The following is a 21,937-nucleotide window of genomic DNA, read 5'->3' on the forward strand; positions in this document are numbered from 1 at the left end:
CCCCGGTGAAGATCAGGGGAGCCTCAGGGGCCGACCCTGATGCCTGTGTACGCCGGTCGTGTGACCATCAGTGGCATGCCGGAAGCCGCAACAGCGCCACTCGTCGAACCGCGGCCGCCGCGCAAGCTCTACCGCAGCAGCGACGGACGCTGGCTCGGTGGTGTGGCGCGGGGGCTCGCCGGGCATCTCGGGCTGCCCGTGATCTGGGTGCGGCTGGTCTTCGTCGGCCTGTTCATGGCGGACGGCCTCGGTGCCCTGCTGTATGCCGCGTTCTGGTTCTTCGTACCGCTCGGCGTCGGCGGCGTCGGCGGTCAGAGGCCCCCGTCCCTGGTGAGTACGGAGACGTCCGCGGACGGCCGGCGCAGACTCGTCGCGCGCAGGCCCGACAAGGGCCAGATCGTGGCCCTGCTCCTCATGGTCGTCGTGGCCATGGTCTTCGTCGGCAACGTGAACCTGGGCAACGGCGCGAAGGCCTATCTCTGGCCCGTCGTCCTCGTCGGCGCGGGCGTCGCCCTCGTCTGGCGGCAGGCGGACAACGCCCGCCGGGCCCGCTGGGTCGAGGCCGGCCGCCAGCGGCGCACCCTCACCCTGCTGCGTGCGGTGGGCGGCGTCCTGCTGGTCACCGCGGGCGTCTCCGGCATCTTCGTGCTCCAGGGCTCGGCCGCCCACCTCGGCTCGATCCTCCAGGCGGCCCTCGCGGTCCTCGTCGGGATAACGCTCCTGGCCGGTCCCTACCTGGTCCGCATGACCCAGGACCTCTCCGAGGAGCGCCTGATGCGCATCCGCGCCCAGGAGCGCGCGGAGGTCGCCGCCCATGTCCACGACTCGGTGCTGCACACCCTGACCCTGATACAGCGCAACGCGGAGAACGCGAGCGAGGTCCGCCGCCTCGCCCGCGCCCAGGAGCGCGACCTGCGCACCTGGCTCTACAAACCGGAGGGCACCGGCAAGGACGAGGCCGACGAACCCACCCACCTCGCCGACGCGGTGCGCCGCAACGCCGCCGAGGTCGAGGACAAGCACGGCGTCCCCATAGAGGTCGTGGTCGTCGGCGACTGCCCCCTCGACGAGGGAATCGGCGCACAGATGCAAGCCGCGCGCGAGGCGATGGTGAACGCCGCCAAGTACGGTGGCGAGGGCGGCGCCGTACAGGTCTACGCCGAAGTCGAGGGCAGGAAGGTCTTCGTGTCCGTCCGGGACCGCGGTCCCGGCTTCGACCTCGACTCGATACCCGCCGACCGTATGGGCGTCAGAGAATCGATCATCGGCCGCATGGAGCGCAACGGCGGCACGGCGCGACTGCGCGCGGTGCCGGACGGCGGCACGGAGGTCGAGCTGGACATGGAGAGGGCGGAGAAGACGTGATGAGCGATCCGACCGAGGGGAACGCGGAGTCCGTGGAGCCGACCGGAGGCGCGGGCGAGCGGCATGTGCGCGTGGTCCTCGTCGACGACCACCGCATGTTCCGTACGGGAGTCCAGGCCGAGATCGGCCAGACCGAGCAGACCGGTGTCGAGGTCGTCGGGGAGGCGGCGGACGTCGACCAGGCGGTCACCGTCATCACCGCGACCCGGCCCGAGGTGGTCCTGCTCGACGTCCACCTCCCGGGCGGCGGCGGTGTCGAAGTCCTGCGCCGCTGCGCCCCGTTGATGGGCGACGCCGAACGGCCCGTCCGCTTCCTCGCCCTGTCCGTCTCGGACGCGGCGGAGGACGTGATCGGTGTGATCCGCGGAGGAGCGCGGGGCTATGTGACGAAGACGATCACGGGCTCGGACCTGATCAACTCCATCTTCCGGGTCCAGGAGGGCGACGCCGTCTTCTCGCCGAGGCTCGCGGGGTTCGTCCTGGACGCCTTCGCCTCCACGGACGCCCCGCCGGTGGACGAGGACCTCGACCGCCTCACCCAGCGGGAGAGGGAGGTGCTGCGGCTCATCGCGCGCGGCTACGCCTACAAGGAGATCGCCAAGCAGCTCTTCATCTCCGTGAAGACGGTCGAGTCCCATGTCTCCGCGGTGCTGCGCAAGCTCCAGCTGTCCAACCGTCACGAGCTGACCCGGTGGGCGACGGCACGGCGGCTGGTCTGAGCACGGCGGACGCGTGGCCGGTCGCACCGTCCGCCGCGGTCACACCACCCGGGTCGCCCCCGCGAACGGCATCTCGCTGATCGGGGCCTCGCGTACCGGGGCCGAGGGGTTCGGGGCGTGGACCATCCGGCCGTTGCCGACGTAGAGGCCCACGTGGCTGATGCCGGAGTAGAAGAACACCAGGTCGCCGGGGAGGAGTTCGGAGCGGGAGACGCGTTGGCCGGCGCCGATCTGGGCGTAGGTGGTGCGGGGCAGGGAGATGCCCGCGGAGCGGTAGGCGGCCTGGATGAGGCCGGAGCAGTCGAAGGCGTCGGGGCCGGTGGCGCCCCAGACGTAGGGGCTGCCGAGCTTGGAGTAGGCGTACGAGACGGCCGCCGCCGCGCGGGAGTTGGGCGCCTGGGCGGTGGCCGGGCCGGGGGCCGTCAGACCGTCCCGGACTCCGGTCGACGTCCGTGAGGCGCGGGCCGGGTCGCTCTCCGTGATCCGGGCGCGTTCCTCGGCCGTCAGCCGGGACAGCAGCCGTCGTGCCGAGTCGAGCTTGCCGGTGATCGTCGTCTTGTGCTTGCCCAGTTCCGTCCGACGTGACGTCAGTGAGGTCAGTTCGATGTGCGCGGCCCCGCGCAGCTGCTCGATCTCCCGCAGCTGTTTGCGGACGCTCGCGACGGACGAGGCCTGCCGGGTGCCGGCCCGCTCGACGAACTCGGCGCCTTCCAGGTAGCGGTCGGGGTCGGAGGAGAGCGCCAGGTGCAGGGCGGGGTCCAGGCCACCGTCGCGGTACTGCGCCGCGGCCATCGAACCCAGGGCTTCCCGTGCCGAGTTGAGCTTCTCGGTCCTGCGTGCCGCCTCGTCCTGGAGCGTCGCCAGACGGGTCTCGGCCGTCTTCGCCTTCTCCTTCGCGCCGTTGTACTTCTCGGTGGCGACCTCCGCCTCCTGGTACAGCTTGTCCACCTTGGCCTTGACCTGCGCCGGCGTCAGCTGTGGCTCGGCGTGGCCGGTCCCGTCGAAGCCCGTGGCGGTGGCCGCGCCCGCGAGGGCGATCGTCGCCGCGGTGCGGGCCGTGGTGCCGCCGGCCGAACGTTGTCGGGGCTTGCGGTGCGCTGCCAACTGGGGAGCACGTCCTTTCGTACGACCGCCACACCGTACGGACGCCAAGCGGAAGCGACGTACGGCCGCCCCGGGGGGCGGATCACGCGTCCGGCGGCGGCCCGCACAGGGGGAGCGGGACGCCGCCGGACCTTCTCGGCGGAGGTGGCCGACTGCCGCCCCTGGCCCGGGCGGCGGTGGGGAGCCGGTCACCTGGTGGAGGACGCTAAACCTGACGGTGACGGCGGGGTAACGCCTTGTGCGGAAGTGCCGTGAGGAGGCCGCCGGTTGACCGGTTGCGACCGTGATCCCGTATCGATGCCGTCGGCTTCACGCGGCGCGATGACCGATGTGCGGAATTCCGGACGTGTGGGGCTCATGGGCTGCTATGGGCCGCATATATGCAAGATCCGGGTAAGGGGGGCGGGGGCGGTGTCGGCCGCCCCGTGCGCCCCTGATTAGGCTCCGGCTTCATGGACGTACTCATCCATCTCTTCGTCGCCCTGCACATCATCGGCATCGCTTCGCTGCTCGGCGGCTTCCTCACCCAGATGAAGGCGATGGGCGAGGGGACGGCACGGTTCAGCCCGGCGATGCTGCACGGCGCGCTGACCATGCTGATCACCGGCGCGGTGCTGGTCGGCCTCAACCAGGCCGACGACCAGACCGTCAACAACATCAAGATCGGCGTGAAGCTGGCCCTGCTGGTCGTGATCCTCGGCCTCGTCTACGTCAAGCGGGACGACGAGAAGGTGGACAAGGGCCTGTTCGGCCTGGTGGGCCTGCTGACCACGGCGAACATCTTCATCGCGGTGCTGTGGACGTGACCGTGGCTCAGGCGGGCCGCACCACGCTGTGGATCGCCGACTCGCCGTCGTAGTAGATCGACTCCTCGCGGACGTAGGCGCCGGGCTTCGGGGCGTGGATCATCATGCCGTTGCCGATGTAGAGGCCGACATGGGTGACGTCGTCGTAGAAGAAGACCAGGTCACCGGGTTGGGCGGCGGAGAGGGAGACGGTCGTGCCGGCGTTGACCTGGTCGTAGGTGGTGCGGGGCAGGGAGATGCCGGCGGCGTTCCAGGCGGCCTGGGTGAGGCCGGAGCAGTCGTAGGACTCGGGACCGGTGGCACCCCAGACGTACGGCTTGCCGATCTGGGTGCGGGCGAAGGCGAGCGCCTTCGCGGCCTTGGTGGCGTAGGAGGAGTCCGTGACGGCGGTGGAGGAGGAGCTGGGCGCGCTGCTCTCCTGCTGCCGCGCCGCCTCCTGAGCGGCCTTCTGCTCCGCCGCCTGCTGCCGCGCCAGCTCCGCGGCCTTGCGGGTGGCCTCCTCCTGCTTCTCCTTCTCGATCGCGGCGAGCCGCGCCTTCTCCTCGGCGGTCAGCTTCGACAGCAGATCGCGGGCGTCGGCGAGCTTGGTCTGGACGGTGGCCTTGGCCGTCTTCAGGTCGCTCTGCGTCTCGGTGAGCGACTGAAGGCTCTCCGTGGCCTCCTGGCGCTTCTTCATCGTCGCCGACTGCTCGGTGACGTACTCGTCGACCGCGCTCTTCTGACGGCTCGTCATACGGCCCATCAGCTGCGTCTGGTCGAAGTAGTCCTGCGGTGAGTCCGCGAGCAGGAAGGTCGCGGTGTCGGGCGCCGCGGCGCCGGAGCGGTACTGGGCGGCGGCGAAGGAACCCAGCTCCTCCCGCGCCTCGTTGAGCTTCTGGGTGCGTTCGGCGACGTCGTCGAGGAGGGTGTCGACCTGCTCGCGCTGCTTGGCGGTCTTCTCCTTGGCCCCGTTGTACTTCTCGGTCGCCGACTCCGCCTGCCGGTAGAGGTCGCCGACCTTCTTCTCGACCTCTTCGAGGCTCGGTTTGTCGTCGGCCGGAGCGGCGGTGGCCGTCTGGGACAGCAGAGCGACGGAGGTGAGGGCCGCGGTGGCGAGCGCGGGGGTCCGTATGCCTGCTACGCGCGTACCCGAAGGACGCGACTTGCGGTGCGACGCCAAGGGAGGCGACTCCTTCCGTGTTCCGCCTACCGAGTTAGCTGTCGGGTTCGGGCGGGTGCTTTTGGAAGGTGTGCCCTACGGCCGTGTCCTGAGCGGGGGACGGGCCGATTCACCCCGGGTTCGGTGGGTCCCCGGTTCCGGTCGCGCGGCGGCGCTGCGGATTCGGCGGAGGCCGTGCGGCCCGGCGAGGTTCGCCGGTGGAGGTCGTACGGCCTGTCCGGCACGGTAGCCAACTCGTGTGGCCGCTGTGAAGGTTGATGTTCGATATGCCCGATACATTTTCGTGACCTTAGGTCAGATCCTCGCGCCCAGTGGTCAATCCGGAGTGATCTGCCACGACTTGGGCGTATTTTCGCCGGAGTGACGGCGTCCGCCCGCTTCGGGGCACTAGCTTCCAGCCAGCCACGGTCCGGTGCCGTGGCGGGTGAGAGGGGTACGCCATGGGGTACGCCATGTACGCCGTCAGGAAGCGCACGGCACTCGTCGTGGCCACGGGAGTCACCGCGGGAGTGACACTCGCCGCCACCGTGGGCATCGCGCCCGCGACCGCCACGGGAGGACACACCGACGCCGTCGGGGGCGCCGCGGGTGGCGGGAAGAAGCCGGTCGTCCGCGTGATCGCGACCGGCCTCGACAACCCGCGCCAGCTCTCCTACGACCACGGTCGGCTGTACGTCGCCGAAGCCGGCCGCGGTGGCAGGAAGTGCGTCGGGCAGGGACCCGAGGGCGAGACCTGTATCGGCCCGAGCTCGGCGCTCACCAAGATCTACTGGGACGGGGGCGCGTGGAAGCACCACCGGGTGGTGAAGGGACTCCCCTCGGGCGCCGCCCCCGACGGCGGCTTCGCGACCGGCCTCGACGGTGTCTCCGCGCTGCACGGCAACGTCTGGGGCGCGATGACCTACACCCCGCCGGAGGCCGGAATCCCCACCGCCCCGCCCTGGAACACCCTCGGCAAGCTGCTGCGCCTGGGGCACGGCAAGGCGAAGATCGCCGCCGACATCGCGGCCGTCGAGTTCCGGTACAACCCGCACAAGGCGAACCTGGAGTCCAATCCCTACGGCGTCCTCGCCCTCCCCGACGGCCGCAGGATCGTCGCGGACGCGGCCGGCAACGACCTGGTCGCCGTCTCCCCGAACGGCAGGGCGCGCCCCTTCACGGTCTTCCCGAACCACGACGGCAACGAGTCCGTCCCCACCTCCCTCGCCCTCGGCCCCGACGGCAAGCTCTACGTCGGCGAGCTCAACGGCGAGGCCGCCCGGCCCACCGCGCGCGTGTGGAAGGTCGACCCCCGGACCGGCAGGATCCTCGGCTGGACGTCCGGCTTCGGCTCCATCACCGGCATCGCCCTCGACGACGACGGCGACCTGTACGTCAGCCAGCTCTTCGCGGGCCGCGTGACGAAGGTCTCGCACGGCAAGCGGACCCATGTGAAGGTGCCGTTCCCGGCGGGCGTGGCCGTCGATCCGCACGACGGCAAGGTGTACGTCTCCGCCTGGTCGATCGCCGACCGCGACGGGACGGCGCTGGAGGGGAAGCGGACGCCGGGCGGTCAGGTCTGGAAGATCCTCGGGTTCTGAGGGGGAGGCGGGGCTCGGTCCGGGGTGGGGGTCCGGCGGCCGGGTCCGGGGCGGCTCGGAGGTGGAGCCGGGTCCGGCGTTTGTGGCCGGCGGCCCGCCGGGCACACCGAGCTCGACGCGGAGACCGTCGAGGAACGGCGGCTACGGGATCCGGACCGCGCTCGGGACCGGCGGCCGGGCCCCCGCTCCGGACCGGCGGTCAACTGTGCGGCTTCGGGGCGGGGCAGGCTTGATCCGGGGCGGGGTCCGGGGGTGGCTCGGAGGTGGAGCCGGGTCCGGCGTTTGTGGTCGGCGGGCCTGCCGCTGGACGCTGGAAGCGCCGAGTTCGGCGCGGAGACTGTCGAGGGAGGGTGGTCTGGGATCCGGCCCGCGCTCGGGACCGGTGGTCGGGGCTTGCTCCGGACCGGCGGCCAGCTGTGCGGCTTCGGGTCCGGGGCCCGGGCTTGAGTCCCGGGGGTTGGGCTTGGGTTCTGGGCCCGGGCATGTGCCGATTTCGGCGATGTTCCCGGGGCGGCGGCGGGGTGTCAGTGGGGCGCCCTAGACTCGGAGAGCGATGAGCAGCCTCTTTGACGACAGCTTCCTGGCGAACCTCCAGACCCCCCGGGGCCATGACGAGGAACCTCCGCCGCCGCCCGAGGACGATCACGTGCCGGAGCCCGTGCCGGATGATCTGTTCGGCGGGAAGTTCGACGTGCCGCCGGACCGGGACGCCTACTACCGCGACGGCGCCCCGCGCCCGGCGGTGGACCCGGCCACGCTCCTGGAGGGGCTGAACGAGAACCAGCGCGCCGCCGTCGTGCACTCCGGCGCGCCCCTGCTCATCGTGGCCGGCGCCGGCTCCGGCAAGACCCGGGTGCTCACCCACCGGATCGCCCACCTGCTCGGCGAGCGGAACGTCCATCCGGGCCAGATCCTCGCGATCACCTTCACCAACAAGGCCGCGGGCGAGATGAAGGAGCGCGTGGAGCAGCTCGTCGGCCCGCGCGCGAACGCGATGTGGGTGATGACCTTCCACAGCGCGTGCGTGCGGATCCTGCGCAGGGAGTCGAAGAAGCTCGGCTTCACGTCCTCCTTCTCGATCTACGACGCGGCCGACTCCAAGCGCCTGATGGCCCTGGTCTGCCGCGACCTGGACCTCGACCCCAAGCGCTTCCCGCCGAAGTCCTTCAGCGCCAAGATCAGCAACCTGAAGAACGAGCTGATCGACGAGGAGGACTTCGCCGCCCAGGCCACCGACGGCTTCGAGAAGACCCTCGCCCAGGCCTACGCGCTCTACCAGTCCCGCCTGCGCGAGGCCAACGCGCTCGACTTCGACGACCTGATCATGACGACGGTCAACCTGCTCCGCGCCTTCCCCGACGTCGCCGAGCACTACCGCCGCCGCTTCCGCCATGTCCTCGTCGACGAGTACCAGGACACCAACCACGCGCAGTACACCCTGGTCAGGGAGCTCGTCGGCACCGGTTCGCGCGCCGACGACGCCGACGTCCCCCCGAACGACCACGACGTCCCGCCCGCCGAGCTCTGCGTCGTCGGCGACGCCGACCAGTCGATCTACGCCTTCCGCGGCGCGACGATCCGCAACATCCTCCAGTTCGAGGAGGACTACCCGGACGCGACGACGATCCTCCTGGAGCAGAACTACCGCTCCACGCAGACCATCCTCACCGCCGCCAACGCGGTCATCGAGCGCAACGAGTCCCGTCGCCCCAAGAACCTGTGGACCAACGCGGGCGCGGGCGCGCGCATCACCGGCTATGTCGCCGACACCGAGCACGACGAGGCGCAGTTCGTCGCCGAGGAGATAGACCGCCTCACCGACGCGGGCGACGCGAAGGCCGGCGATGTCGCCGTCTTCTACCGGACCAACGCGCAGTCCCGTGTCTTCGAGGAGATCTTCATCCGCGTCGGCCTGCCCTACAAGGTCGTCGGCGGTGTCCGCTTCTACGAGCGCAAGGAGGTCCGGGACGTCCTGGCCTACCTGCGGGTGCTGGCCAACCCGGAGGACTCGGTACCGCTGCGCCGCATCCTCAACGTCCCCAAGCGGGGCATCGGCGAGCGCGCCGAGGCGATGATCGACGCCCTGTCCCAGCGGGAGAAGATCAGCTTCCCGCAGGCGCTGAAGCGGGTCGACGAGGCGTACGGCATGGCCGCGCGGTCGACGAACGCCGTGAAGCGGTTCAACGTGCTGATGGAGGAGCTCCGTACCATCGTCGAGTCCGGCGCCGGACCGGCGACCGTCCTGGAGGCGGTGCTCGAACGCACCGGCTACCTCGCCGAGTTGCAGGCCTCCACCGACCCGCAGGACGAGACCCGGATCGAGAACCTCCAGGAACTCGCCGCCGTGGCCCTGGAGTTCGAGCAGGAGTCCGGGGAAGCCGCGGAAGGTGAGGCGGCGGCTCCGGTCGGTCTCGCCGCGTTCCTCGAGCGGGTCGCGCTCGTCGCCGACTCCGACCAGATCCCCGACGAGGACGAGGACGGCTCCGGCGTCATCACCCTGATGACCCTGCACACCGCCAAGGGCCTGGAGTTCCCGGTCGTCTTCCTCACCGGCATGGAGGACGGCGTCTTCCCGCACATGCGCGCCCTCGGCCAGACCAAGGAACTGGAGGAGGAGCGGCGCCTGGCGTACGTCGGCATCACGCGCGCGCGGGAACGGCTGTATCTGACGCGGTCCTCGATGCGCAGTGCGTGGGGGCAGCCGTCGTACAACCCGCCCTCCCGCTTCCTGGAGGAGATCCCCGGGCAGCACGTCGACTGGAAGCGGACCGGTGCCACCTCACCCGTGTCCGCGGGCCCGGTGTCCGCGGTGGCGGCCTCGCTGTCCTCGTCCCGCTCCCGGTCGTCCGCCTCGGGCGCGAGCGGCTTCGCCACGCGCCGCGCCTCCGAGAAGCCGGTGGTGTCCCTGGCCGTCGGCGACCGGGTCACCCACGACCAGTTCGGGCTCGGCACCGTGACGGGCGTGAAGGGCACGGGGGCGAACGCCGAGGCGACGATCGACTTCGGGGACACCAAGCCGAAGCGGCTCCTGCTGCGGTACGCGCCGGTGGAGAAGCTGTAACGCGACGAGCCCCCGCTGAACGGCGGGGGCCCACGTCGGGAACGTGCTTACGTCGAGAAGGTTCTTACGTCGGGTCGATCCCGTGGCTGCGCAGCCACGGAAGCGGGTCGATCGCCGAGCCACCCGCGGGGTGCACCTCGAAGTGCAGGTGCGGGCCGGTGGAGTTGCCGGAGTTGCCGCTGTACGCGATCGGGTCGCCGGCCTTCACCGTCGTGCCCGAGGCGACCCGGTAGCTGGAGAGGTGGCAGTACCACGTCTCCGTGCCGTCCTTCGCGGTCACGATCATCATGTTGCCGTAGGCGCTGTTCCACTGCGTCCGGACGGTGCCGTCGGTCGCGGCCATCACGGTCGTGCCGTAGGAGACGGGGAAGTCGATCCCGGTGTGCACGGACATCCAGTTGATGCCGGACTGGCCGTAGTAGGCGCTGAGGCCGTGCTGGGCGACCGGGAGGGCGAACTTCGGGCGCAGCCGCTCCTTGCGGGCCGCCTCCTCCGCCGCCTTCTTCCGCTCGGCCTCCTGCTGGGCCTTGAGGTCGATACGTTCCTGCGTCCGGCTGACCCGGTCGCTGAAGTCGTCCGCCTCGGCGGAGAGGTTCTCCAGCTGGGTGTCGAGCTTGTTGTTCGCGGCGGATGGTTTCACCGCGGTCGCGTCCGCGGCCATCGTCGACGCGTCCTTGCTGTCCTCGGTGAGGGTGCCGACGGAGGCGGCGGCGATTCCCGCGACCCCCATCACACACGCCGAGGGCACGGCCACCGTCAGCAGCGCCGAACGCCTGGGGGGTGTACGGCGCCGGGAACGGGCCGCGTTGCGCGTCGCCGCGCGGCCCAGCGGAGCGGGAGCGGCGGGGGTGGCCTCCTCCTGGCCGTCCAGCAGAGGCGCGTCGGCGATCGAGGGCAGTACGTCGGTGGCGGCCGACTCGGCTTCGGGGGCGGGCGTTTCGTGCTCGGTGTCGTACGACTCGCCGTACGCGGCCTGCGGTTCGTACTCCTCGGCGGCCGGTGCGGCGGGGCCGTCGGAGTTCCACTGCGTGGCGTCGTACGCGCCGGTGTCGAAGGCCTGCGTGCCCCATTCCCAGTGCTGGGTCTGGTCGGCCTGGCCGCCGGACTGGTCGGGCTGGAGCCAGGCGTTCGCGTCCCAGTGCCCGCTGGTGTCGGGGCCGTTGTGCTGCGGGGGGATCGCGGAGAGCTGCTGCTGGTCGCCGTTCCAGGCGGTGGCGTCGTACGCGCCGGTGTCGTAGGCGGCGTGGTGCTGGGCCGCGTACATGTCGTAGTTCAGGGGCTGCTGGCTGCCCGTGGACCAGTCCGAGGAGTCGTACGAGCCCGTGTTCTCGCCCGGGAGACTGCCGAAGAGGGGGTCCGCGTCGAAGGTCGCGGTGGCCTGGGCGCCGGTGTCGAAACCGGTGGCGTCATAGGCGTGGTGCGTGGTGAAGTCGCCGTACTGGGCTTCCTGGGTGCCGTAGGACGCGTAATGCGCGGGGTCGGCGTCGGAAGCCGGGGCCGGGGTGGTCATGGTCCCCGACGGGTGACGGTCGTTCACCAACTTCTCTTTCGCCTCGACAACAGGGGCTGCCAGAGCAGTGCGGTGACTGTACCCGGCGGTATGCGGGCGCGACAATCTTCAACCTGTTTTGGGCGCGCAGGAAACGGGCATTCGGCTGTGTTTCGGGGGACTGCGGGCGCGGGTTTGGCTTTGGGTTCGAATACTGTTCGATGCTGGTGGGCTGTCCGGCGCCTGTCGCGTCCCTGTGCGAGCGAGGTGCGAGGCGGTGGCTAGGCCACGGTCAGACCGCCGGCGCGCGCCGCTGTTTCCTCTCCCGGAAGAGCCGTGTCGAGAGCTCGGCGTATCCCGGCCGCGACGGCGGGGTGCACGGGCAGGGCGAGATGCCCGATGCCGCTGACCCGCACGTTCTCCGTGGACAGGTCCGGGTGCTCGACGCAGGCGGTCTCCAGCGGGTCCATCAGATGGTCCAGATCGCTCCAGAAGCTGACGAAGTGCGTACGGCAGTCCGGCGCGGGCAGAGTGAGCTCCTCGAGCACCTCTGAGCCGGGGCGCATCTGGCGCACGATGGGGTGCGCGTTGGCCAGGGGCACCACCTTGGTGCCGGAGTGCGGCGTGCCGAGCGTGACCAGGGTTCGTACGCGCGTGTCGCCGCCGAGGCGCTGCACGTAGTACCGCGCGATCAGGCCGCCCAGGCTGTGTCCGACCACGTCGACCTGCGAGCTGCCCGTGCGCTCGCAGATCTCCTCTATGTGCCGGCCGAGCAGTGCCGCCGCGGTACGGATGTCGCAGGTCAGCGGGGAGTAGTTGAGCGACTCGATCTGCTGCCTGCCGTGCTGGGCGAGGCTGCGGCGCAGCAGCACGAAGACCGAGCGGTTGTCGATGAACCCGTGCAGCAGCACGACCGGAGGCTTGGCCTCCCTGGGCAGCTGGGTCGCGCTGTCCTCCGGTGCGGGGAGCGGGGGCGCGGGGGCGCGGCGCTCCTGTGCGATACCGGAGGGATAGAGAAGGAGGTGGCCGGCGAGGATCGCGATCTCCAGGGCGGTCGCCTTCAGGAGAGCCAGGGAGAGGCCCGCCAGCTTGCCCGGGAGCAGGCGCTGACAGAGCGGAAGAATGGGCAGTGCTGCCCCGGTGACCTTCATGGCCGACCTCCTGTCGGCACACAGGAGGACGGCTCCGTCCCCCGTGTGCGCTCATGGGGAGACGCGGCGGAGGTGGTGATCGACGGAGCGCGAGTGGAGCGCGGGGGGTGGGTGCGGCGAGTGGCGCGTGCTGGTGGGGCTGCCGGTCGAGCTGGTGGTGACGATGCTGTGATGGTTGGGGCCTGTGGTGCGGATGGTGCTGGTGGTGCGCCAATGACGTGACGGGTTTCCCTGCCGATGAGGCGACGAGGCTCCCCGCTGTCGTGCCTTACCTGTCCTGCGTGCCCTTCGTGCCGGTGTCGATGCGTCGCACCGCCGCGGCGCGTGGACTGCGGCGCGGCGGTGCGACGACCTCGTTGCGGCTCCCGAACGTGTCCCACCGTGTGATTTCCCCCTCGGTAACCTCCGCGAAACTGCCGGTTGAGGGATGCGGGCCATAACGTTCGTTCACTTTCCCGGCGGGTGCGGGTAGTCGTGTACTTGTGGGTACGGATGGATGCAGTCGCTTCATGGAGGCAGTGATGGGTGTGGCAGCCGGTCCGATCCGCGTGGTGGTCGCCAAGCCGGGGCTCGACGGCCATGACCGCGGGGCCAAGGTGATCGCCCGTGCGTTGCGGGACGCCGGGATGGAGGTCATCTACACCGGGCTCCATCAGACCCCCGAGCAGATCGTCGACACCGCCATTCAGGAGGACGCCGACGCGATCGGTCTGTCCATCCTGTCCGGTGCGCATAACACCCTCTTCGCGGCCGTCATCGACCTGCTCAAGGAGCGGGAGGCGGAGGACATCCTGGTGTTCGGCGGCGGCATCATCCCCGAGGCGGACATCCGGCCGCTGAAGGAGAAGGGCGTCGCGGAGATCTTCACGCCCGGGGCGACGACGCAGTCGATCGTGGACTGGGTCAGGGAGCACGTCCAGCAGCCGGCCGGCGCGTAGATCGGCGTCGCGCGGCGACGGCCCAGGCATCACACCGCCCCCAGCTCCTCGGCCATCGCCGCCCGCAACCTCAGCGTGGAGACCAGGCGCTGGAACGCCTCCGCCCAGTAGCCCCCGGCACCGGGACTCGCGTCCTCCGTCTCGTCCGGCACCGCCATCAGCCCGTCGAGGCGGCTCGCCTCGGAGGGGTCGAGGCAGCGCTCGGCCAGCCCCATCACGCCGCTGAAGCTCCATGGGTAACTCCCCGCGTCCCGTGCGATGTTGAGTGCGTCGACGACGGCCCGGCCGAGCGGCTCGGACCACGGCACCGCGCACACTCCGAGCAGCTGGAACGCCTCCGACAGCCCGTGGGCCGAGATGAACCCGGCGACCCAGTCGGCCCGTTCGGCGCCGCCCAGCGTGCCGAGCAGCTTGGACCGCTCGGCCAGGGACACCGCGCCGGGGCCACCGGCCTCGGGAGCCGCGGGGGCCGCGAGCAGTGCCCGCGCCCATGCGGCGTTCCGCTGACGCACCGCGGCCCGGCACCAGGCCGCGTGCAGTTCGGCCTGCCAGTCGTCCGCCACCGGCAGCGCCACGATCTCCTGGGGCGTACGGCGACCGAGCCGGGCGGGCCAGGTCGCGAGGGGTGCCGCCTCCACCAACTGGCCGAACCACCAGGACCGCTCTCCCCGGCCCGCCGGAGCCTTGGCCACGACGCCGTCGCCCTCCATGCCCGCGTCGCACTCATGGGGCGCCTCGACCAGGAGCGTCGGGGTGCTCCCGGTGTGGTCGACGGCCACGCACGCCCCGGCCCTGACCGCCATCCGCGCGGCGAGCGCCGAGCCGGGCAGCGACGACAGCAGCTCCGCGGCCGTCGCCCGGACGTTCCGGCTCCGGTCCGTCAGCGCCTGCTCCAGGAACGGCTCGTCGTCCGCCGCCAGACCGGTGCGCAGGGAGTCGAGGAACATCAGCCGGTCCTCGGCCCGCTCCGTCGCCCAGGTCGTCGCGAGCAGCTCGCGCGCGGCGGCCGGCTCACGGGCGCGTATCGCGCTCAGCAGGGCGACCCGCTCGGCGAACAGCCCTTCCTCCCAGAGCTGCCGGATCCTGTCCGTGTCCTCCAGGTGCGGCAGCGCCATGCCTCCGCCCGGCGCCGCGCGCAGGGCGAACCGCCAGTCGGGGTTCAGCCGGGCGAGCCACACCGCACGCGCCCCCGCGAAGGCCAGCGCCGCCTGCCGCAGGTCCGTACGCCCGCGGGCCGCGTCCAGGAGGGCGGGCAGCAGCTCCGGAGGGGGCGCGAACCCCTGGGTGTTCGCCGTCGCGAGCCACTGCGGCAGCAGCTCCATCAGGTCCGGTGCCGTGCCTCTGCGGCCACCGCCGCCGGTGCCCGGTCGGTCGGTCAGCAGCATCGCCAGCCTGCGCGCCGCGGCGGTCGGCAGTGGTGGGCGCGGGTCCTCGGCGGCCGGCTCCACTCGCGCGGCCGCCCGTCCCGGCCGCAGCCCGGCCCGACGTCGTACGGTCTCCGCGGCCGCCGCGTCCAGCAGCGCCGCCGGGGCCTCGGGGCCCGGCGGACAGCCCGGTGGGGTGCGGCGCTCCGTGCCGAGCAGCGCCGCCGTGACGAGTTCCTCCCAGGCGTTCGGCGCGGGTGCGTCCACAGGAGTGGGAGTCCCGTTCATGCGCTGCCCTCCGTGCGGTGTCGTGTGTGGCCTTCCGAGGTTTCTCGTGCGCTGCCCCGGAGTGGTTGAAGGCTCACCCGTCGCGGGTGTCCAGCGGCGCGCGAGGCATGCGTGGCGCGAGTGAGAAGGGGCGGGGCGTCCGGACGGCGCGCGAGCCGGGTCGGCACGGCGGACGCAGGGCGACTCAGCACAGCGGCACCGCCTCGCCCGCCCCCTCCGGCCAGGCCGTCAGCGGAGTGAAGCCGCGGTGGCCGCACTCGCCGAAGACCGTGACCGGGGCGCCGCCCGACAACGACACCAGCCGCCACAGGCCCGGACGCGCACGGGCGGCGGGGGTCAGCGGCAGCGCCGTGTCCCCGTCGGCGTCCGCCAGCTGCCAGGAGTCGCCGTCCGGCGTCGGGACGACCCGGTCCAGCGTCACCGGGACGGAGTCCAGCCAGGGATCGTCCCGCAGGGCCTTGCCGTACCGGGCCGCCGCCTGGGCCGTCGTCACCCCCGGCGGCCGGATCGGCGCGGGAACGGGCTGCGTGAACTGCTCGCCCAGCGCCACCCGGGGCTGGCCCGCGCCCGGGTAGGCCGACACCTCCGCGTCCAGGACCAGGCCCACCGGCAGCGCGAGGTCCGGGGCGCGGCCGGCGGCGCCATAAGAGAGGAGAAGCACCGTACGGTCCGACTCGGCGCCGTACAGCCAGGCACGACGGGTCGTCAGACGGCTGTCCGCCGTGTCGTACTGGGCGAGAACCAGCCAGCGGTCCCGCACCGGCGGGCCGTCCGCCGAGGCGGGCAGGCCGATCCGGGAACGGACCGTGGACGCCAGGCCGTCCGGCAGCCCCTCGCGGTGCAGCCAGCCCTGGTCCAGGAGATGGAGGAGCGCGCACTCCTCCAGCAGCCGCACCGGCCAGCCCGGACCGGACGCCGGTATCGACCCCAACTCCCGCACCCGCGCGGCCAGTCCGGAGGCCTGTGCGTCGACCATGCGGGCCGCCGTCTCCTCCCACTGCCCGTAGCCCGTCTGTTCCGCGCCCGCGAGGCCGCCGCGCAGCAGGTCCGCCAGCCGCTGCTCCAATTCCGTCGCCCCGGCGGTGATCCGCTCGGCCCGGCGCTCCGCCCTGCGCCGTGCCGCCTCGGGATCAGCCGAGCCGGACGAGGAACCGGCGGTCTCCGCCGTGCGCTTGTCCTCCGCCCGCTTCCTTCTCCCCTCCATCCACTGCTCGGCCCACTCCGGCGGCTGCCCCGGCGGCACCGCGCCGTCCCCGCCCGCCCAGAGCAGCAGCAGCCCGAGGGCGTGCTTGCACGGGAACTTCCGGCTCGGACAACTGCACTTGTACGCCGGGCCGGACGCGTCCGCGATGTCCACGACCGTCTGATACGGCTTGCTGCCACTGCCCTTGCACAGCCCCCACACCGTCCCCTCCCCACAACTGCCCGCCTCGGACCACGGACCGGCCGCGCCGAGTTTGCTCCCCGCTTTGCGTGACGCGGCGTCAGGCGCCAGCGACAGCACCTGGTCCGCGCTCCAGCGCACCCCCTGCTGAGTCATGCCATCGAAGGTAGATCCCACCACTGACAATCGCCCCGGCCAGCGCGTTTGCGCAGGTCGGAACGGATTGTCAGTGGCGTGGTGCACGGTGGACACCAGATCCGAACCGGCCGAGCTGGAGGGGGCCTCAGCCATGTCTGTGTCTGTAGAGCCGATGTCTGTCGATGTATCCGACGGGGAGACCGCCGAAGCGTTGCGGCCGCATGCCGAGAACGCCTTCGCGGAGGAACTCGCCGCGCTCGCCACGCAGGACGACCGGCCCCGGCCGGCCCGTTGGAAGCTCTCGCCGTGGGCGGTGGCCACCTATCTCCTCGGCGGCACCCTGCCCGACGGCACCGTGATCACACCGAAGTACGTGGGCCCGCGCCGACTCGTCGAGGTCGCCGTCACCACCCTCGCCACCGACCGCGCCCTGCTCCTGCTCGGCGTGCCCGGCACCGCGAAGACCTGGGTGTCCGAGCACCTGGCCGCGGCGGTCAGCGGCGACTCGACCCTGCTGGTGCAGGGCACGGCCGGCACACCGGAGGAGGCGATCCGGTACGGCTGGAACTACGCGCAGCTGCTCGCGCACGGCCCGAGCCGCGACGCCCTCGTCCCCAGCCCGGTCATGCGGGCGATGTCCGAGGGGATGACGGCCCGTGTCGAGGAACTCACCCGAATCCCCGCCGACGTCCAGGACACGCTCATCACGATCCTTTCGGAGAAGACGCTGCCCATCCCGGAACTGGGCCAGGAGGTGCAGGCGGTCCGCGGGTTCAACCTGATCGCGACGGCCAACGACCGCGACCGCGGGGTCAACGACCTGTCCAGCGCCCTGCGCCGCCGCTTCAACACGGTCGTGCTGCCGCTGCCGGAGAGCGTCGAGGCCGAGGTCGACATCGTCTCGCGGCGCGTCGACCAGATGGGCCGCTCCCTCGACCTGCCGGCCGCGCCCGACGGCATCACCGAGATCCGCCGGGTCGTGACCGTCTTCCGCGAACTGCGCGACGGCGTCACCGCCGACGGCCGCACCAAGCTGAAGTCGCCCAGCGGCACGCTGTCCACGGCGGAGGCCATCTCCGTCGTCACCAACGGCCTCGCGCTGGCGGCGCACTTCGGAGACGGCGTCCTGCGGGCCGGTGACGTCGCCGCGGGCATCCTCGGCGCCGTCGTCCGCGATCCGGCGGCCGACCGGGTCATCTGGCAGGAGTACCTGGAGGCGGTCGTCCGCGAGCGCGACGGCTGGAAGGACTTCTACCGGGCCTGCCGCGAGGTGAGCGCGTGACCGGCACCGGGCGGCATGTGATGGCGGAGGGGAGGGGACGGTGTGACAGGGACTGAGGAAGCCGTGGGGCGGTGGCCCCGGCAGGGGCCGCTGCTGCTGGGGGTGCGGCACCACGGGCCGGGATCCGCGCGGGCGGTGCGCGCGGCGCTGGCCGCGGCCCGGCCGCAGGTCGTATTGATCGAGGGGCCGCCCGAGGCCGACGCCCTGATCCCCCTGGCCGCCGAGGAGGACATGCGGCCGCCGGTCGCGCTCCTCGCCCATGCCGTGGACGAGCCGGGCCGCTCGGCGTTCTGGCCGTTGGCCGAGTTCTCCCCGGAGTGGGTCGCGATCCGCTGGGCCCTGGAGCACGACGTCCCGGCCCGGTTCATCGACCTGCCGGCCACGCACACCCTCGTCTGGGGGAGGGACGAGGCGACGGAACCCGAGGACGCGACCTCGGCGGACAGGGGGGAGGAAGCGGACAGGGGGGAAGAAGCCGACGTCCCCGCAGACGCGGATGCCGACGCCCCCGTCTCCGGTGCCGAGGTGCGGGTCGATCCGCTGGCCGTGCTCGCCGAGACCGCCGGGTACGACGACCCGGAGCGATGGTGGGAGGACGTCGTCGAGCACCGGGGCGGGGGAGCGGGCGACGAGGGGGACCCCTTCGCGCCGTTCACCGTGCTGGAGGAGGCCATGGGAGCGCTGCGGGAGACCTTCGGGACCGGCGGACACGACCGGGATCTCGTGCGGGAGGCGTACATGCGGCTCCAGATGCGGGCGGCGCAGCGCGAGTTCGGGGACGAAGTGGCCGTGGTGTGCGGCGCCTGGCACGTTCCCGCACTGCGGCACAGGACCACCGTGGCCGCCGACAAGGCGCTGCTGAAGGGGCTGCCCAAGGTCAGGACGGACATGACCTGGGTGCCCTGGACGCACCGCCGGCTGGCACGGCGCAGCGGGTACGGCGCGGGCATCGACTCCCCGGGCTGGTACGGCCATCTGTTCGGCGCGCCGGACCGGCCGGTCGAGCGGTGGCTGACCAAGGTGGCCGGACTCCTGCGGGAGGAGGACCGGATGGTGTCCTCGGCGCACGTCATCGAGGCGGTGCGGCTCGCCGAGACGCTCGCGGCGATGCGGGGCCGCCCGCTGGCGGGACTGACCGAGACGACCGACGCCGTGCGGGCGGTGATGTGCGAGGGCTCGGACGTGCCGCTGGCACTGGTGCACGACCGGCTCGTGGTGGGCGACGTGCTGGGAGAGGTGCCGCAGGCGGCGCCCGCGGTGCCGTTGCAGCGGGACCTCGACCGGATCCAGCGGCGGCTGCGGCTCAAACCCGAGGCGCTGGAGCGGGAGTTGGAGCTCGACCTGCGCAAGGACACCGACGCGGAGCGCAGCCGGCTGCTGCACCGGCTGGAGCTGCTGGGCGTGCCGTGGGGCGAGCCGGTCGCCTCCCGGGGCAGCACGGGTACGTTCCGGGAGACCTGGCGGCTGCGGTGGGAGCCGGAGCTGGCCGTGCGGGTCGCGGAGGCCGGGGTGTGGGGGACGACCGTGCTCGCCGCGGCGACCGCCAGGGCGGAGTCCGACGCCGTCGCGGCACCGGGCCTCGCCGACGTCACGGCGCTCGCCGAGCGCTGCCTGCTGGCCGAACTGCCGGACGCGCTGCCCACGGTGATGCGGGTCCTCACCGACCGGGCGGCCCTCGACGCGGACGTCGGCCATCTCGCCCAGGCCCTGCCCGCCCTGGTCCGTTCCCTGCGCTACGGCGACGTGCGCGGCACCGACACAGGGGCGCTGACGGAGGTCGCCGCGGGCCTCGCCGAGCGGATCTTCGTCGGCCTGCCCCCGGCCTGCACCGCCCTCGACGCGGACGCCGCCGAGGAGCTGCGCCGCCATGTCGACGCGGTGCACGGGGCGGTGGGGCTGCTGGGCGACGCACCCGCCCCGGCCCACGCGGACCTGCGGCAGCGTTGGCAGGCCGTGCTCCGGGTGCTGTCCGACCGGGACACCGTGCCCGGCGTGATCCGGGGGCGTGCCGTACGACTGCTGCTGGACGGCGGTGAGTTGGCGCAGGACGAGGCGGCGCGGCTCATGGGGCTGGTGCTGTCGCCGGGAACACCGCCGGGGGACGCGGCCGCCTGGATCGAGGGCTTCGTGGGCGGCGGCTCCGGCGGCGGGATGCTGCTCGTCCACGACGAACGGCTGCTCGGGCTGGTCGACGCCTGGCTGACCGGGGTCCCGGCGGAGGCGTTCACCGACGTACTGCCCCTGCTGCGGCGCACCTTCTCCGCGTACGAGCCGGGCGTGCGCCGGACCCTCGGCGAACTGGTCCGACGCGGGCCGGGGCGCACAGGGGGTACGGCGACGGCCGGGGCCGGCATACCCGGCTTCGCTCCCGACCTCGACGGCGAGCGGGCGGACGCGGTGGTGCCGGTGGTGCGGCTGCTGCTGGGGCTGGACACGGTGGACGACGGTGCCGACAACGACCTTGTGGGGGTGGGGCGATGAGGACCGAGCGGGTGGAGGCGGGGGAGGACGTGGTGACTCTGGAAGCGGTGGATGTCGTGGAGGCCATGGGTGCCGTGGAGGTCGTGAGTGCGGGGCACGGAGACCGGGCGGGAGACCGGCCGATGCGGCTGTCGGCACCGGCACTGGTACCGGCATCGGCATCGGCGCCTGCGTCCCGGTGGCGAACCGCGGCCCACGACCACGGCCCGACGACGACCGTGCCGGTGATCCCGCTCTGGGACCGGCTGCCGACGGGGGTGTGCTGATGACGACCGGGACGAGCAACCAGGCGAGCCAGGCAGGCCAGGCGGCGCAGGCGGACCCGGCCGGTCCGGTCGACCCGGCTCAGGAGCGGCTGCGGCGTTGGCGGCTCGTGCTCGGCGGTGAGGAGGCCGACGGCACGGGATGCCGGCTGTCCGGGCAGGACGCGGCGATGGACGGGGCGCTGACCGCGCTCTACGGCAAGGGGGACGGGCAGAGCCGGGCGGGTCGGGACCGTTCGGCGGGGCTGGGGGCGTCGGCGCCGTCGGTGGCGCGTTGGCTCGGGGACATCCGGACGTACTTCCCCTCCTCCGTCGTCCAGGTCATGCAGCGCGACGCCATCGACCGGCTCGGGCTGTCCACGCTGCTTCTCGAACCGGAGATGCTGGAGGCGGTGGAGGCCGACGTGCACCTGGTCGGCACGCTGCTCTCCCTCAACAAGGCGATGCCGGAGACGACGAAGGAGACGGCACGGGCGGTCGTGCGCAAGGTCGTCGAGGACCTGGAGAAGCGGCTCGCCACCCGCACCCGGGCCACGCTCACGGGGGCCCTGGACCGCAGCGCCCGTATCAACCGGCCGCGCCACCACGACATCGACTGGAACCGCACGATCGCGGCCAACCTCAAGCACTACCTGCCCGAGTACCGAACGATCGTGCCGGAGCGGCTGGTCGGCTACGGCAGGGCGTCCCAGTCGGTGAAGAAGGAGGTTGTCCTCTGCATCGACCAGTCGGGGTCGATGGCGGCGTCCGTCGTCTACGCCTCGGTGTTCGGGGCGGTGCTGGCGTCCATGCGGTCGATCACCACACGGCTCGTCGTCTTCGACACGGCGGTCGTCGACCTCACCGACCAGCTGGACGACCCGGTGGACGTCCTGTTCGGCACGCAGCTGGGCGGTGGGACGGACATCAACCGGGCGCTCGCGTACTGCCAGTCGCAGATCACGCGGCCCGCGGAAACGGTGGTCGTGCTGATCAGCGATCTGTACGAGGGAGGCATTCGCAACGAGATGCTCAAGCGGGTCGCGGCCATGAAGGCCTCGGGGGTGCAGTTCGTGACGCTGCTCGCGCTGTCCGACGAGGGGGCTCCCGCCTACGACCGGGAGCACGCGTCGGCGCTCGCCGCGCTCGGCGCACCGGCCTTCGCGTGCACGCCCGACCTCTTCCCCGACGTGATGGCGGCGGCCATCGAGAAGCGGCCGCTTCCGATACCGGAGACCGCGTGAGCAGCCGACCGCGCGGAAATCGAGGGGGATTTGTCGACCCATTGACGTGGTCTTGGCCCAGCAAAACGGACATGAGTGCCCATCGGTAACGGAGGGCTTGCGCTACCTCGGGCGTCCCGTGCAAGGATCGGCGACCGTCGTA

General features: G+C 72.1%; 16 protein-coding genes and 1 riboswitch. Of the genes, 10 read left to right on the forward strand and 6 right to left on the reverse strand.

The window, feature by feature from the left end; translation table 11 throughout:
• Positions 1 to 39: 39 nt before the first annotated feature.
• A complete protein-coding gene (locus SLINC_RS27495; protein WP_182449175.1) occupies positions 40 to 1,365 on the forward strand; it encodes an ATP-binding protein in 1,326 nt (441 codons plus the stop codon).
• Positions 1,365 to 2,084, forward strand: coding sequence for a LuxR C-terminal-related transcriptional regulator (locus SLINC_RS27500; protein WP_067438106.1), 720 nt, complete (start codon positions 1,365 to 1,367; stop codon positions 2,082 to 2,084). The genes SLINC_RS27495 and SLINC_RS27500 overlap by 1 nt, the downstream gene beginning before the upstream one ends.
• A gap of 39 nt (positions 2,085 to 2,123) precedes the next feature.
• Here the strand turns inward: SLINC_RS27500 and SLINC_RS27505 are convergent, their stop codons facing one another.
• Positions 2,124 to 3,188 (reverse strand): C40 family peptidase, encoded by a 1,065-nt coding sequence (locus tag SLINC_RS27505; RefSeq protein ID WP_067438108.1) that lies wholly within the window; start codon positions 3,186 to 3,188, stop codon positions 2,124 to 2,126.
• 452 nt (positions 3,189 to 3,640) lie between these two features.
• Between SLINC_RS27505 and SLINC_RS27510 the strand changes: the two genes are divergently transcribed.
• Positions 3,641 to 3,994, forward strand: coding sequence for a hypothetical protein (locus SLINC_RS27510; protein ID WP_067438109.1), 354 nt, complete (start codon positions 3,641 to 3,643; stop codon positions 3,992 to 3,994).
• A gap of 7 nt (positions 3,995 to 4,001) precedes the next feature.
• On the opposite strand, the gene SLINC_RS27515 is transcribed toward SLINC_RS27510, so the two are convergent.
• Positions 4,002 to 5,153: a C40 family peptidase gene (locus SLINC_RS27515; protein WP_067438110.1), complete on the reverse strand. Its 1,152-nt coding sequence runs from the start codon at positions 5,151 to 5,153 to the stop codon at positions 4,002 to 4,004.
• An 8-nt stretch (positions 5,154 to 5,161) separates the two neighbouring features.
• A riboswitch (cyclic di-AMP (ydaO/yuaA leader) is annotated at positions 5,162 to 5,331 on the reverse strand.
• 262 nt (positions 5,332 to 5,593) lie between these two features.
• Here SLINC_RS27515 and SLINC_RS27520 point away from each other — a divergent pair.
• Both SLINC_RS27520 and pcrA read left to right on the forward strand, forming a co-directional pair.
• On the forward strand, positions 5,594 to 6,733 hold the full coding sequence (locus tag SLINC_RS27520; RefSeq protein ID WP_067438111.1) for a ScyD/ScyE family protein: 1,140 nt from the start codon (positions 5,594 to 5,596) through the stop codon (positions 6,731 to 6,733).
• Positions 6,734 to 7,286: 553 nt separating this feature from the next.
• Complete coding sequence (pcrA, locus tag SLINC_RS27525) at positions 7,287 to 9,794, forward strand: DNA helicase PcrA (protein WP_067438112.1); 2,508 nt, start codon at positions 7,287 to 7,289, stop codon at positions 9,792 to 9,794.
• A gap of 64 nt (positions 9,795 to 9,858) precedes the next feature.
• On the opposite strand, the gene SLINC_RS27530 is transcribed toward pcrA, so the two are convergent.
• Together SLINC_RS27530 and SLINC_RS27535 are read right to left on the reverse strand one after the other, a co-directional pair.
• The gene (locus SLINC_RS27530; protein WP_067438114.1) at positions 9,859 to 11,304 is read right to left on the reverse strand and encodes a M23 family metallopeptidase; all 1,446 of its coding nucleotides are present in this window, start codon (positions 11,302 to 11,304) and stop codon (positions 9,859 to 9,861) included.
• A gap of 260 nt (positions 11,305 to 11,564) precedes the next feature.
• On the reverse strand, positions 11,565 to 12,434 hold the full coding sequence (locus SLINC_RS27535; protein ID WP_067438116.1) for a lipase family alpha/beta hydrolase: 870 nt from the start codon (positions 12,432 to 12,434) through the stop codon (positions 11,565 to 11,567).
• Between the two features lie 521 nt (positions 12,435 to 12,955).
• On the opposite strand from SLINC_RS27535, the gene SLINC_RS27540 reads away from it, so the two are divergent.
• Entirely contained in the window at positions 12,956 to 13,372 is a 417-nt protein-coding gene (locus SLINC_RS27540) for a cobalamin B12-binding domain-containing protein (RefSeq protein ID WP_067438118.1), read from the forward strand.
• Between the two features lie 29 nt (positions 13,373 to 13,401).
• Here the strand turns inward: SLINC_RS27540 and SLINC_RS27545 are convergent, their stop codons facing one another.
• Together SLINC_RS27545 and SLINC_RS27550 are read right to left on the reverse strand one after the other, a co-directional pair.
• Positions 13,402 to 15,024, reverse strand: a complete 1,623-nt coding sequence (locus SLINC_RS27545) for a DUF5691 domain-containing protein (RefSeq protein ID WP_067438120.1) — start codon at positions 15,022 to 15,024, stop codon at positions 13,402 to 13,404.
• A 184-nt stretch (positions 15,025 to 15,208) separates the two neighbouring features.
• Entirely contained in the window at positions 15,209 to 16,564 is a 1,356-nt protein-coding gene (locus SLINC_RS27550) for an SWIM zinc finger family protein (protein ID WP_067438122.1), read from the reverse strand.
• A 133-nt stretch (positions 16,565 to 16,697) separates the two neighbouring features.
• Between SLINC_RS27550 and SLINC_RS27555 the strand changes: the two genes are divergently transcribed.
• From SLINC_RS27555 to SLINC_RS27570, 4 genes are read left to right on the forward strand one after another with little or no spacing between them, the layout of a single operon-like run.
• Positions 16,698 to 17,828 (forward strand): ATP-binding protein, encoded by a 1,131-nt coding sequence (locus SLINC_RS27555; protein ID WP_067445762.1) that lies wholly within the window; start codon positions 16,698 to 16,700, stop codon positions 17,826 to 17,828.
• 42 nt (positions 17,829 to 17,870) lie between these two features.
• Positions 17,871 to 20,309 carry a DUF5682 family protein gene (locus SLINC_RS27560; RefSeq protein ID WP_067438124.1) on the forward strand — a complete coding sequence of 813 codons (2,439 nt, stop codon included), beginning with the start codon at positions 17,871 to 17,873 and terminating at the stop codon, positions 20,307 to 20,309.
• Positions 20,306 to 20,575 carry a hypothetical protein gene (locus tag SLINC_RS27565; protein ID WP_067438125.1) on the forward strand — a complete coding sequence of 90 codons (270 nt, stop codon included), beginning with the start codon at positions 20,306 to 20,308 and terminating at the stop codon, positions 20,573 to 20,575. The genes SLINC_RS27560 and SLINC_RS27565 overlap by 4 nt, the downstream gene beginning before the upstream one ends.
• Positions 20,575 to 21,795, forward strand: a complete 1,221-nt coding sequence (locus SLINC_RS27570) for a vWA domain-containing protein (protein WP_225988397.1) — start codon at positions 20,575 to 20,577, stop codon at positions 21,793 to 21,795. The genes SLINC_RS27565 and SLINC_RS27570 overlap by 1 nt, the downstream gene beginning before the upstream one ends.
• The last annotated feature ends 142 nt before the right edge of the window (positions 21,796 to 21,937 follow it).

The organism is Streptomyces lincolnensis (assembly GCF_001685355.1).
Lineage (GTDB): Bacteria > Actinomycetota > Actinomycetes > Streptomycetales > Streptomycetaceae > Streptomyces > Streptomyces lincolnensis.

Bases quoted from the DNA above. Each gene is read 5' to 3' on its own strand.
- SLINC_RS27545 (WP_067438120.1), bottom strand. From the start codon at position 15,024: ATGAACGGGACTCCCACTCCTGTGGACGCACCCGCGCCGAACGCCTGG.
- SLINC_RS27510 (WP_067438109.1), top strand. From the start codon at position 3,641: ATGGACGTACTCATCCATCTCTTCGTCGCCCTGCACATCATCGGCATC.
- pcrA (WP_067438112.1), top strand. From the start codon at position 7,287: ATGAGCAGCCTCTTTGACGACAGCTTCCTGGCGAACCTCCAGACCCCC.
- SLINC_RS27495 (WP_182449175.1), top strand. From the start codon at position 40: ATGCCTGTGTACGCCGGTCGTGTGACCATCAGTGGCATGCCGGAAGCC.
- SLINC_RS27530 (WP_067438114.1), bottom strand. From the start codon at position 11,304: ATGACCACCCCGGCCCCGGCTTCCGACGCCGACCCCGCGCATTACGCG.
- SLINC_RS27535 (WP_067438116.1), bottom strand. From the start codon at position 12,434: ATGAAGGTCACCGGGGCAGCACTGCCCATTCTTCCGCTCTGTCAGCGC.
- SLINC_RS27520 (WP_067438111.1), top strand. From the start codon at position 5,594: ATGGGGTACGCCATGTACGCCGTCAGGAAGCGCACGGCACTCGTCGTG.
- SLINC_RS27555 (WP_067445762.1), top strand. From the start codon at position 16,698: ATGTCTGTGTCTGTAGAGCCGATGTCTGTCGATGTATCCGACGGGGAG.
- SLINC_RS27540 (WP_067438118.1), top strand. From the start codon at position 12,956: ATGGGTGTGGCAGCCGGTCCGATCCGCGTGGTGGTCGCCAAGCCGGGG.
- SLINC_RS27500 (WP_067438106.1), top strand. From the start codon at position 1,365: ATGAGCGATCCGACCGAGGGGAACGCGGAGTCCGTGGAGCCGACCGGA.
- SLINC_RS27550 (WP_067438122.1), bottom strand. From the start codon at position 16,564: ATGACTCAGCAGGGGGTGCGCTGGAGCGCGGACCAGGTGCTGTCGCTG.
- SLINC_RS27565 (WP_067438125.1), top strand. From the start codon at position 20,306: ATGAGGACCGAGCGGGTGGAGGCGGGGGAGGACGTGGTGACTCTGGAA.
- SLINC_RS27570 (WP_225988397.1), top strand. From the start codon at position 20,575: ATGACGACCGGGACGAGCAACCAGGCGAGCCAGGCAGGCCAGGCGGCG.